This is a genomic window from Photobacterium chitinilyticum (assembly GCF_004104355.1).
GTDB lineage: Bacteria > Pseudomonadota > Gammaproteobacteria > Enterobacterales > Vibrionaceae > Photobacterium > Photobacterium chitinilyticum.
This window is the reverse complement of record NZ_RJLM01000001.1, coordinates 172028-184816: the sequence shown is the minus strand read 5'-3', so window position 1 is coordinate 184816 and position 12789 is coordinate 172028. Positions and strand designations below refer to the sequence as shown.

7 protein-coding genes are annotated in these 12789 nt (G+C 48.8%); all 7 read right to left on the bottom strand.

What is annotated here, in order from left to right; translation table 11 throughout:
* Position 1: 1 nt before the first annotated feature.
* The 7 genes from folC to fabB all read right to left on the bottom strand — a co-directional run bounded on the left by folC (position 2) and on the right by fabB (position 12595).
* A complete protein-coding gene (gene folC / locus EDI28_RS00890) occupies positions 2-1273 on the bottom strand; it encodes a bifunctional tetrahydrofolate synthase/dihydrofolate synthase (protein ID WP_128781960.1) in 1272 nt (423 codons plus the stop codon).
* Between the two features lie 161 nt (positions 1274-1434).
* The gene (accD, locus tag EDI28_RS00885; RefSeq protein WP_128781959.1) at positions 1435-2376 is read right to left on the bottom strand and encodes an acetyl-CoA carboxylase, carboxyltransferase subunit beta; all 942 of its coding nucleotides are present in this window, start codon (positions 2374-2376) and stop codon (positions 1435-1437) included.
* Between the two features lie 168 nt (positions 2377-2544).
* Positions 2545-3330 carry a tRNA pseudouridine(38-40) synthase TruA gene (truA, locus tag EDI28_RS00880; RefSeq protein WP_128781958.1) on the bottom strand — a complete coding sequence of 262 codons (786 nt, stop codon included), beginning with the start codon at positions 3328-3330 and terminating at the stop codon, positions 2545-2547.
* Positions 3331-3544: 214 nt separating this feature from the next.
* Positions 3545-8422 carry a FimV/HubP family polar landmark protein gene (locus EDI28_RS00875; RefSeq protein WP_128781957.1) on the bottom strand — a complete coding sequence of 1626 codons (4878 nt, stop codon included), beginning with the start codon at positions 8420-8422 and terminating at the stop codon, positions 3545-3547.
* A gap of 229 nt (positions 8423-8651) precedes the next feature.
* Complete coding sequence (locus EDI28_RS00870) at positions 8652-9665, bottom strand: aspartate-semialdehyde dehydrogenase (protein ID WP_128781956.1); 1014 nt, start codon at positions 9663-9665, stop codon at positions 8652-8654.
* Positions 9662-10834: a 4-phosphoerythronate dehydrogenase gene (locus EDI28_RS00865; RefSeq protein ID WP_128781955.1), complete on the bottom strand. Its 1173-nt coding sequence runs from the start codon at positions 10832-10834 to the stop codon at positions 9662-9664. The genes EDI28_RS00870 and EDI28_RS00865 overlap by 4 nt, the downstream gene beginning before the upstream one ends.
* A 546-nt stretch (positions 10835-11380) precedes the next feature.
* Positions 11381-12595, bottom strand: a complete 1215-nt coding sequence (fabB, locus tag EDI28_RS00860) for a beta-ketoacyl-ACP synthase I (protein WP_128781954.1) — start codon at positions 12593-12595, stop codon at positions 11381-11383.
* Positions 12596-12789 lie beyond the last annotated feature (194 nt).

Sequence of the window (12789 nt, the reverse complement as noted above, 5' to 3'; positions counted from 1 at the left end):
TCTACTCCTGTGTTGATGCTAAGTGACTGGAGATCTGGCCGACAGTGTAAAACGAGCCAAATACGATTACCATATCCTCTTCACCGGCTTCTGTCAGCGCTGTGTCATAAGCCTGCTCTGGCGTTTGGTAAGGCTGAATATCACCGGGCAAATAGGCAATGATCTCATCGGCTGTCGCTGCCCTAGGGCCTTCTAGCGAAGCCGGATACCACACATCCACAATTGAACGCATCTCAGCGACAGTGGCTGCAATATCTTTATCATGCAGCATTGCCACAACGGCATGAATTCGCCCTTTCTTTTCTCGCTGCTTCACTATTTCGAGCTGCTTGGCAAAATACTGGGCCGAGTGAGGATTGTGTGCGACGTCTAAAATCGTCAACGGTAAATCGGAAATCTGCTCCATACGACCAGGCAAAGAGGCACTCGCCAAGCCTTTGGCAATATTTTCATCGCTAATATCCAGCTCAGCCGCTCCCAGCGCCATCAACGCAGTTGCTGCATTGGGAAGAGGAAGTGCAGGAAGTGGCAAGTTATTGAGATCAAACGCTCCGCAATGCCAGCTCCAGCTGGTATCTGATTGTTTGTAATCAAACTGATAGCCAACCTGATATAGCTTGGCGTTAATATCATCAGCGTGGGCCGGAACACTTGCCGGAGGGTTGGGCTGACCACAAATCGCAGGCTTCTGCGATCTGAAAATACCGGCTTTTTCATAACCGATCACTTCAATGTCATCACCCAGCCAGTCAACATGGTCAACAGCCAGGCTGGTGATCACCGATACATCATGATCAACGATATTGGTGGCATCAAGACGACCGCCCAGGCCCACTTCCAAAATAGCCACGTCCACCTGGTGCCGCTTGAAAAGCTCCAGTGCTGCCAGTGTACCAAACTCGAACAGGCTCAAACTCACTTCTTGGCGATACAGTTCAATGGCTGCAAAAGCCCCACAATTTTCATCATCGGCCAGCTCTTTGCCATTAATACGGACACGCTCGTTATATCGAACCAGGTGAGGCGAACTATAGACACCGACCTTGTAACCGGCATCAAGCAAGATGGCTTCCAGAATCGCGCAGGTAGAGCCCTTACCGTTAGTACCGGCAACGGTGATGACATGCTGTGCAGGTTTTGTCAGCTGACCACGTTGAGCAACACGAAGAGCTCGGTCTAATCCAAGATCAATGGAACTGGTGTGGAGGTTTTCTAAATAAGTCAGCCAGGAGGCTAATGGGGCGGTGGCTTGTGGTGCTGTCAATCCGGACATTTGCTATCGTTCTAAATTAATACCTATGATAGCTACTAATTTAACACTGAACCGAGTTTGAATTCATGTAAACACACTAATAAATTCACTCAAAACACTACTCTGTGAGCATGACTGATAGTTTTACTGTCTGCCAAACCCGGTTCAATGGTAGAAAAACGTTATTCCTGCTCGTTCTCTACTTTTGTCTCTGCTTCGTCTTTTGCGTCCTCGACAGCAGCCGCCGGCGGTACAACCGGTACAACCATAGGCGACGTTGCATGAGTTAGCTTGGCAATAATGCCACCAATACGCTGACGCATCTCTCGACGGTCAACAATCATGTCAATCGCGCCGTGATCTAGCAGGAACTCACTACGCTGGAAACCTTCAGGTAGCTTTTCGCGCACAGTTTGCTCGATAACACGCTGACCAGCAAAACCAATCAGTGCTTTGGGCTCACCGATGTTGATATCACCCAGCATTGCCAAACTTGCCGATACACCGCCCATAGTAGGATCTGTCAGTACAGAGATAAACGGCAGGCCATTGTCAGAAAGGCGCTCCAGTGCAGCACTGGTTTTCGCCATCTGCATCAAAGACATCAACGCTTCCTGCATGCGAGCGCCGCCACTGGCAGAAAAACATACCAAGGCGCACTTGTTAGCAATCGCTTCATCGACAGCGTGGACAAATTTAGCCCCGACAACAGAACCCATCGAGCCGCCCATAAAGGAAAACTCAAATGCACATGCCACTAGAGGCTGTTCCAGCAGGGTACCTTTCATTACCACCAGCGCATCTTTTTCACCGCTGTTTTTCTGTGCCGCCGAGATGCGATCCTTATATTTCTTTGAATCGCGGAACTTCAGCTTATCTTGTGGCTCCAGCTCTCCGGCAATTTCTACCTGACCTTCAGCATCAAGAAAAGTTTCAAGGCGACGACGCGCCTTCATACGCATATGGTGATCACACTTAGGGCAGACTTCTAGGCTACGTTCCAGGTCTGCGTGGTAAAGCACTTGTTCACATGAAGTACATTTGGTCCATACCCCTTCAGGGATAGATGCTTTTCGAGAGGAAACAATGTTGCTCTTTGTGAGGATCTTTTCAAGCCAGCTCATGAATGACCTTTCATCTTCTTATTTCCCTGCCAGATAGCAGAGAATTATAAATTCGTTAATTTACCGAGGTGGAATTAAAGCACAAAGTTGTCGATCTGTAGATAAAAAACTGGTTGTACTAGTTGATAAAGGGGAGCGAGATCCTAGAACCTCTACCCTAAATCCTGCTTAATCCGGCAAAAACAACGGACCAATCGATGCCCTAGGCAGGCCGCACTCTTGAGGGTAATCAACATCAACCAAATACAGACCTTCCGCTTTAGCCGTTGCACCAGCCAAGGTTCGGTCTTTCTGCTCCAACAACCACTTCATCCATTCCGGTTTTTCTTCACCGCGGCCAACCTTGATCAGACTCCCGGTGATATTTCGTACCATATGGTGAACAAAAGCATTCGCCTTAACATCAATAATGACAAAATTGCCCTGGCGAGACACATTCAGGTGCATTAGGTTACGCCAAGGACTACGAGATTGACAATGCACAGCACGGAAGGATGTGAAGTCATTCTCACCAAGCAAATATTGACCGGCCTCTTGCATTTTGTTCACGTCGAGCTCGCCGTGGTAATGGCTCACCCCTGCCCCCAAAATAGCCGGGCGTAATGCATGATTATAGATGATATAGCGATAGCGGCGCGCAGTCGCAGTAAAACGCGCATGAAAATCATCATTGACCTCGACAGCCCAACGAACAGCAATATCTTTCGGCAGGTTTGCATTGGTTCCCATGGTCCAGGCAACCATCTTACGCTCAACATCCACATCGAAATGTACGACCTGACCAGTACCATGTACACCAGCATCAGTACGTCCTGCGCACTGAACCTCAATAGGTTGATTGGCAATTTTGCTTAGCGCTTTTTCTAAGCGCTCCTGCACACTGTCAACATCTCGTTGACGCTGCCAACCATAATATTTGGCCCCATCGTATTCGATACCTAAAGCTATTCGCATAATTTACTTCGTTCTTACTGTCGGCACAGCGGCCTGTTATCAAGGAGTGAGGGATTATAGGGAAAAAAGCGAGAATAACAAAGATACGAGATTCCAGAGTCGAATTCCTAGACCCAGAAAAAAGAGCTTACCTCACTCATAAATACAAAAGCGAGAGCCATTGCTCTCGCTTTTCCTCGAACCTAGGTCCTGATCTTCCTTCTGTTCAAAGATACTAGGACCTACGAACACCTATCTTCTCTAACAGCCCTTTCGCTTCACGCTTGATCTGTGCATCGCCGTTGCTGGCAACTTCTTCCAGTAAACTTAGCGCACCTTCGCTATCATTCATTTCTAGATATGCTTTGGCCAAATCCAGCTTGCTGGCATATTCACCCTGGCTGTCTACATCAAATGCGGCAACATCGGAGAGTACATCAGGAAACTCATCAAGCCCTACTTCAAGGTTTAACGGCTCATCATCCAGTTCAATAGGGGTTTCAGGCTCCAGATCCTTCATAAGCTCATCAATGCTGATATATGATGGTGAACTCGGTTCATCAACCAATTCACTGCCAGCCACATCTTGTAGCAAAGCTTGCGATTCCGCTTCAGCCAACAACATTTCGGTATCAAAGGCTGCGACATCCTCAATTAGCATCTGCGGCTGATCAGCCCAATTTTCAGATTCCAGAACGGGTTCAGGGCTTGTCTGAGCCCAAATTTCCGAATCTTCTTCCGGCATTTCAAGATCAGAACCAGTAAAGCCTGAAAATTGTTCGTCACCCTCAAAAGAATCCGATAGCAGTTGTTCACGTTCGGCCTCAAGCTCATCCTGAAAACCCAAGTGAGTATTGGGAACGATATCGTCAGCCTTATCAAATCCATGTTCAATCGGCTCTGGCTGACCAGGCTCACGTACATCCTCGCTAGCAACATCTTGCTGTAACGATTCGGCTACAGACTCAGACTCAATAACAGCATCCCGCTCTGGCTCAATGACCGCTGCCTCTTCTGACTCAGTATCATAAGCCGAGTGTTCCTCCTTCAATGCCTGAAGCTCAACAGGTGGCGCTTCCGGCATACTGTCAGCTATCACACCGCCTTCATCCGCGAATATTTCTTCGGGATCACTCAATAGAGCGGCCATATCAAGCCCGGCAGAATCAACCAGCTCATCGTCAAACATATCAGCAGGTGACATTGCAGGTGATATTGAAGGTTGTTCCGCCTTAGCAGTTTGAGGCTCTTTCAGCCCTTGCTCTACTTCATACTGCTCCAGCTCATGCTGTTCATCGAAAGACGCCTGTAGTGCTTCATCTTCACTAAACTCAGGTAATGAGTCAGGATCGATACTCTCGAACGCAATCTGCTGCTCACCATGAATTGATGCTGGCGCTAATGATGCTGGCTCGGTAGCTAACGCAGCACTCTCCGGCTGAGCCGCTTCGGCCGCCTGCTGCACTTGCTTGACAATATTATCAAATGCAACCTGCTCTTCGTCATCTGAAAGCGGACTTAGCATTTCCTCAGGCGCTTCCGCCTCAGGATCGTTAAATGCCGCCTCTTCATCAAACTCCGGCAAATCATCCAGGCTCAGCGGCTCCACCGCATCGCCAGCAACTGACTCTGGTGCTACTGGCTCTAGATTTACAGGCTCAGAAATTTCAGGTTCAGATGGCAGCTCAGTTGCCGTCGGCTCCTCAGAAAACTCAGTTTCTGATAACTGTTCTTCCAGACTTTCAGCAACAGGTAGTGAGGCTTCTGGTAATGCTTCGACCGGTTGCGCAGCCTCCGCAGCCTCCGCAGCCTGCTGCAATTGCTTAACAATATTATCTAGCGCGACCTGCTCTTCGTCATCCGAAAGCAAACTCTGCATTTCCTCAAGCGCTTCCGCTTCAGGATCGTTAAATGCTGCCTCTTCATCAAACTCTGGTAAATCATCCAGACTAAGCGGCTCCACCGCATCGTCAGCAACTGGCTCTGGTAGCCGCTCTTCCTGACTACCGTCGACTAAAGACTCTTCAACTAAAGGTTGTTCCTCTAGTAGAGCATCTTCTTCCAATACGACTTCCGGTGACAGAGCGTCTAGTGGTTCATCAACAGCTAATGTGGTTTCTGGTAATTCATCCAGGCTAAGCAGCTCCACCGCATCATCAGTAACAGACTCTGGTGCTACTGACTCAAGTTGCTGCTCGGCGAGTGCTAGATCCTCAGGAACCTCTGCTTCCGGCAACCGTTCTTCAAGACTCTCCTCGACTGAAGGCTCTGTCGCTAAAGGTTCTTCCGCTGAAGATTCTGTCGCTGAAGGCTCTTCTACTTGAGGGTTTTCTTCTTGTAACGCGTCTTCTACTGATAAGAATTCCGGTGACTCTTCAACAGATTGCGAGATATCCAGTGCTTCTTCGGCAGACAGTGATTCTGGCTCTGCCAGCACCACTTCTTCATCAGAAACGGGTAAATCATCATAACCGGCCCCCGAGAGTATCGCTTGCTCAAGATCCGCCTCTGCCTGAGCATTATCATCGGCATGAACAGGTTGTTCCGGTTGATGCTCAATACTATCCAGTAACTCATCGACACTGCGCTCAAGATTATCGACATCATCGACGTCTGGCTCATCAAGCAACCCTTCAACGTCCGCCAGCAGTGCATCTATCTCTTCGGGTTCCTGTATCAGCTCGGCCTGAGGCTCCGACGTCGGTTCTTCGGTCTGTTCCGGCTCTGAATCTGCAACACTCGATTGATCATCCAACACATCATTAAAAATCTCAGCAAAAGCCGACTGTTCTGACTCAGGGAAGTCGGCATCAGGCTCTGATTGTGATTGTTGCGATGATGCTACTTCGCTGTCGGATACCGGCTCAAACTCAGGATCTGAAAAGTCAGTACTAAACGCCTCAGGTTCCGGCTCTTGGATCTCGGATTCCGCAGTGGAAACTTCGGGATCGGTTTCAGTTTCAGTTTCAGTTTCAGTTTCAGTTTCAATTTTAGGTTCAAAGTCAGGGTGGCTACCGTACTGAGCAAGAATATCATCCAAGAGATCAGTGCTATTCTCATCAATAACCACGTCATCGATACTTGGTGATTCATCATCCTCTATTACGGCACCGGGGACGACTGAACCATAACTATCCTGGTCAACCAGTTCGGTATCGAGGCCATCAACCAACTCATCCAGCAAAGCTGTGCTGTTTTCATCAATTGATACCTTCGGATTAAGCAAATCCTTCGTTCCACCGTCTTCGAGTAATTCGTCAAGCAGCGCAGTACTGTTTTCCTCGACCTCAATATCACTGCTCAGCTCGTCATCTTCAATCAGATCATCGAGCAATGCCGTGCTGTTAGCCTCGAACAAAGCATCAATATCATCTTCATCAACGTCACCTTCATCAACGGCCTCTGTCTCAACGGCAAACATAGCGTCAGCTTCAGCAAGAGCCTGATCAATGGCGGCCTGCTGGGCCAGCTCTTCAGTCTCTTCAACGGCTTCTTGAACTGCTTCTTGTACGGTGTCTACCGCCGGTTCCGCGACATCAGCCCCCCCAGCCATATCAAACAGCGAATCCAGCTCATCTTGATCAACGACTTGCTGAGAAGCATCTTCTTCTACAGCCTGAGCTTGGCTTTCCTGCTCCATATCGACTTCAGACAGCAGGTCATCAAGGATCGACTGGTCGAGGAGCCCGTCTTCAATTTTCTGCTCGTCGAGTAAATCATCATCCAGGCTTGACAAGCTATCGTCGGAAAGGTCAAAGCTCTCTTCATCATCACTCTCGCTCTGAAGCGACTGCTCCCACATCGCAGCCAGTGCTTCGTCTGAGCTTTGCTCCGTGCTCTGCTCCATCTCATCCAGAGCCCGCTCCATATCCTGGAGCCCGATAGCCTGCTCATCCCCTTTCACGGAAATGCTGCTCGGTGTCAGACCACTGTCAATCTCAAATTCATCACTATCAACAGACAGATCAAGCATATCAATGGAATCGGACGACTTATCCGTTTCGGACGGGAACAGGCTCTTCTCTGGATCGTCAAACAGCGACTCATCATCCCCCCCGAACAAGTCATCAAGGCCGCTGTCATCGCTAAGAGCAAGATCCGGAATCGCATCATCGCTATCCGCCGGAGGAGGCACCATCGCAGGCTTTTGTTCCGGACTGTCTAGTGATTTAACGTCATCGGCATCGTCTTTCTTACGTCTGAGCATAAAGAAAGCAAGTAAACCTGCAATCAGTGAACCAGGAACAAATGCTACAGCAGCTAATGCCCAAGGGTTGGCAATCAGGCTATCAAGCCATGATGTTTCTGCGACAACCGGCTCAATCGGCTGGGCCTTCTGTTGTTCGATAAAGCCTTTAATCTGATCTCGAAGGACGTCATCACTGCTGACCTGATCTCTTAATGCAGTGACCTCGTGTTGCATTTCAGCCAGACGCACCCGCAGTAGATGGTTACTTTCCAGTAATTTTGTCATTTGTACATCAGAAGCATCCAGTTGCTCCTGAAGGGCTGTCGGCTTGAGTGGAATACCGCCTCTTGTACTCTGTGATGTTGCGGCGGACTGACTCACAACCTCTTCTTTTGCGACATCAGGTTTAGGAAGAGGCTGGGCAACAACCGTTGGCTCTTGTTTGTTAACATTCGGGGCTGGTGCCCTAGAAGGTGCAGATGTTGGTGCCTGACGTGACTGGCGACGCTGGTCTGCGGCCAGTCTTCGTTTAACGCTATCGATATTTTCCTGACGGATCTGTGCCAGGCTAGGAATTGTCAGAACACTTCCCGGGAGCAGGCCATGGATATTGTTTTGTTCGAAAGCCTGTGGATTGGCGCGGTGTATCGCCCCAATCACCTGATAGACGGAAACCTGATCATTAGGACGGCTACGTGAGGCAATAGACCACAATGTTTCACTATTCGCAGTCGGGCCGTAACGCGTCGCGGAGGAGCGATTCTGGGTGGAATTCTGAGACGCCCCTACAATCGTAGCAGGCTGCTCATCAGCAGCAGGGCCAAGAATACGTATCGTATTGGCCTGAACCGGTATCTGGAAGGCTGCACTGGCGAAAATAACCGGTAATATAAAGCGTTTTATCATAGTCGATAAGTCAGACACTGCCTGCTGTCCTCTCTGGCAGAGAATAATAAAATAGTTTCGAGTATCAAGTGAAGTGAACCGATAATCGAAGTTACGGCGCTAAGCATAATGAATCTATCGACCACACATCAAGACTCTTGAGCTGTAATTGAGGGTTGTTGCCCAAAGGATATAGAAACGAGTCTCGAGTATCGAGGTATTAGCTTGTTAGCATCACTCGATACTCGAAATTCAGTTTTCGTACCTACTACAGATACTCTTCAATCAGCTTTTCGGCGATCTGTACGCTGTTTGTCGCGGCACCTTTTCGGACGTTGTCGGCCACAACCCACATGTTCAGGCCGCAAGGGTGGCTGATGTCTTCACGGACACGGGCTACCATAACGTGATCTTTTCCTGTTGCATCGCTAACCTGAGTCGGGTAATCGTTACCATGGAACACTTCGATGCCTTCCGCATTTTCAAGCAAGCTGATCGCTTCCTCGACATGGACTGGCTGACAGGTTTCAACATGGACAGCTTCTGCATGACCATAGAAGACCGGTACACGAACACAAGTCGGATTGACACGAATATTATCATCACCCAGAATTTTCTGAGTTTCCCACACCATTTTCATTTCTTCTTTGGTGTAGCCGTTATCCATAAAATCATCAATGTGCGGCAGGCAGTTGAATGCAATTTGTTTGTCGTATGCCTTGTTTTCCGCAGGTAGGCCATTTAGCAACTTCGCCGTCTGACCTGCCAGTTCATCAATCCCTTTCTTGCCTGAACCCGAAACTGATTGATAAGTGGCGACATTGATGCGCTCGATACCATAGGCTTCATGAATTGGCTTTAATGCCACCAGCATCTGGATCGTTGAACAGTTCGGGTTGGCAATAATGTTACGGTTACGATACTCAGCCAACGCGTGCGGGTTCACCTCTGGAATAACCAGCGGGACGTCATGCTCGTAACGGAAGCGTGATGTATTATCGATAACGACAACACCAAAATCTGCCGCAATCGGAGCCCAGCGATCAGACGTTTCTGCACCGGCAGAGAAAAGGGCGAGCTGCACCTGGCTCCAGTCAAATTCTTCTACATCTGTTACACGAACGCTTTTGCCTTTAAAGCGCAAGGTTTTCCCTGCACTACGCTCAGATGCTAGCAAATATAGATTGCGAACAGGAAAATTGCGTTCCTCTAGAACTTCTACGATGGCTTCACCGACAGCGCCTGTTGCGCCGAGTACTGCAATATCAAATTCCTGGCTCATGGAGTTTCCTCTACTGTAAAACCTAATTTAGCCAGCGACTCTACCCCAAAACCCGTCTCTCCGGCTACTGTAATCGCGCTATATTCACGCCGATCCCAATAATTTTTTCTCATCTGGTCAAAAGCAGCGGCCATCTGATGATCATTGCCTGCACAGCGGCTCATTTCACGGCGGAAAAGGGCATCATCCTTACGTACGTCATAGATGAGCTGGATCAGCGTAAATAAGTCGTCCTCCTGCCATGGCTGACTCAATGTAACGAACGGGATCGGCGCTACAGGCAGCAAGCTAGAGGCACTTACATGGTCATCCCGCTTAAGGAATTCGGAATAACGGTTAAACACCATAGTGGTTCCACGGGCCTTGCCTTCCAGGCCATAACCGGCAATGTGGGGGGTCGCAAAAGCAAGCTCCGGCAACAACTCGACATCCACCAGCGGCTCATATTCAAACACGTCCAGTACCGCTGTTAATGCCTTGCCCTCACCGCTTCTCGCTTGCTGCAACGCCGCTTTCAATGCCTGATTGTCAACAACAGGGCCACGGGCAGCATTAATCAGTATTGCTCCCGGAGCCAAGTGGCACAAAAAGGCGTCGTCAACCAAATGGTACGTCGGAAACTCACCATCACGCGTGATAGGGGTATGCAGAGTGATCACATCACACTGCTGCTGCAACATTGCCAGTGAAGAAAACTGTCGGCTATCGCCTTGTTGCTCTTTTAGCGGATCGTTAAGCAAATAACGAATTCCCAACGCATCAAGGCACTGTGCCAGATAGCTACCGACATTACCGGCACCGACAATACCAATCGTTTTGTCAAAGATAGAAAAGCCCTGTTCCTGCCCAAGCACCATCAAACTGCTGAGCACATACTCGGCCACGCCCACCTTGTTACACCCAGGCGCGGCTGTAAATGTTATACCTCGCTCTGCCAATAATGTCTGGTCGACATGGTCTTGTCCTGCTGTTGCAGTACCAACGAAGCGCAATTTATTGGCTTTTTCCAACAACGACTTATTCACTTTGGTCACAGAGCGGATCATTAGTGCATCAATATCGATCAAATCATCCGAAACCAGCGTCCGGCCCGGCTTGGTAACAACTTCGCCAAGCTGGCTAAATAGCTCTGCCGCATAGGGCATGTTTTCATCAATAAGGATTTTCATGGGAGGTCCTAGGTGCTGGTGTCGAGTTTGAATTCAAGGCGTTAATTGTACTGCTAAGTTCTTGCGTTTCCTAGAGTTCCCGTAAGCCCTGAGAACCTCGACTAGGAGCCTAGCTATTCCGCTCTTAAAAGCCGCCTTTCCTCGCCACTCGTTTCGCGACACTCAAACCTGATATCCATCGGGCCTTAGGCTCATAGGTCCGCTCTTCCCGATTTTTAACCAAAAAAAACCCGGCATAAAGCCGGGTATAAAAAATCCAGGATATAAAAACACTCGCTTCTGCAATAGACAGCTCCCGCAAAAGAAAATACTATTCAGATAAGCTAATGTCGCGTCTGTTTCATAGGCACTGGCTATAGATGCACCAATCTTCGAAGTCTCTCCAAAAGTCGTCTTAGATTAGTCTCTTAGCCAGTGCCGCCCCCGGAAAATGACAAAAGAACGTAAAGGTTCTAGAACCGAATCCCTAGTGTCGAGAAGCTAGGAACCCATTCGACAATCTCGTATGGGCTCGAAACTCGTATCTCTATTCTTGCTTATGAAGGCTTAGCCTTCGTACTTCTTAATGACTAGCGTGGCGTTCGTGCCACCGAAACCAAAGCTGTTTGACATTACTGTCTTAAGCGCTTGCTCGCGGGTTTCAGTAACAACATCCAACCCTTCTGCAGCAGGGTCAAGATTTTCGATATTGATGCTCGGTGCGACAAAGCCGTTTTCCAGCATTAGCGTTGAGTAGATTGCCTCATGAACACCAGCCGCACCCAGTGCGTGACCAGTCATCGCCTTGGTGGCTGAAATTGCAGGGCTATTCTCACCAAACAGCTCCTGAATCGCACCAAGCTCTTTTACATCACCAACAGGTGTAGACGTACCGTGGGTATTGATGTAGTCAATTGGCTCATCAAGATCCTGCATTGCCATCTTCATACAACGCACTGCACCTTCACCAGAAGGGGCTACCATGTCGTAACCGTCTGATGTTGCGCCGTAGCCTACGATTTCACCGTAGATTTTCGCGCCACGAGCCAGAGCATGCTCCAGTTCTTCGACAACCAGCATACCGCCGCCGCCAGAGATAACGAAACCATCACGATCTGCATCGTAAGTACGAGATGCCTTTGATGGATCATCATTGTACTTGGTCGACAATGCACCCATTGCATCGAACATCATGGTTAGGGTCCAATCAAGCTCTTCACCGCCACCGGCAAAGACAACATCTTGTTTGCCCAGCTGGATAAGTTCCAGCGCATGACCGATACAGTGTGCAGACGTTGCACACGCAGAACTCATGGTGTAGTTCACGCCACGAATTTTGAACGGTGTTGCAAGACATGCAGATACCGTCGATGACATGGTACGAGGCACCATGTACGGGCCAACACGCCTCACGCCTTTTTCGCGCAAAATATCAACTGCCGCAGCCTGATTGTAAGAGGATGCGCCACCCGAACCCGCCACTAGGCCAGTACGGTCATTGGAAACTTGTTCTTCAGTAAGGCCGGCGTCTTCAATTGCCTGCTCCATAGACAAATACGCAAATGCTGCTGCATCGCCCATGAAACGCATTTTTTTACGGTCGATATGCTCAGACGGGGTCATCTTTAAGTCGCCCCAAACATTGCTTCGCAGTTTCATTTCTGCGAACTGTTCAGAGAAGTTGATACCGGATTTACCCGTTTTCAAAGACTCCAGCACTTCTTTTACGTTGTTGCCAATGCTGGATACGATACCCATGCCTGTAATTACGGCTCGTTTCATGATGAATTCCTACTGTCATTTAACGCTGATGATAATAACGGGTTTATTCACAGAAAGTGGTCAGCTTTCCCTACTATCAGGTACAATCCCCGTCAATTTCACTTTATTTAATCGTTATTGCTTCTGTTTCTGTAGCTTAGCCAATCAGATTCAAGCCATCACGATAATTGTTACACCATTTACATGAGGTTTCC

Coding starts and splice junctions, on each gene's coding strand:
- folC (WP_128781960.1), bottom strand. CDS start 1,273: ATGTCCGGATTGACAGCACCACAAGCCACCGCCCCATTAGCCTCCTGG.
- accD (WP_128781959.1), bottom strand. CDS start 2,376: ATGAGCTGGCTTGAAAAGATCCTCACAAAGAGCAACATTGTTTCCTCT.
- truA (WP_128781958.1), bottom strand. CDS start 3,330: ATGCGAATAGCTTTAGGTATCGAATACGATGGGGCCAAATATTATGGT.
- EDI28_RS00870 (WP_128781956.1), bottom strand. CDS start 9,665: ATGAGCCAGGAATTTGATATTGCAGTACTCGGCGCAACAGGCGCTGTC.
- EDI28_RS00865 (WP_128781955.1), bottom strand. CDS start 10,834: ATGAAAATCCTTATTGATGAAAACATGCCCTATGCGGCAGAGCTATTT.
- fabB (WP_128781954.1), bottom strand. CDS start 12,595: ATGAAACGAGCCGTAATTACAGGCATGGGTATCGTATCCAGCATTGGC.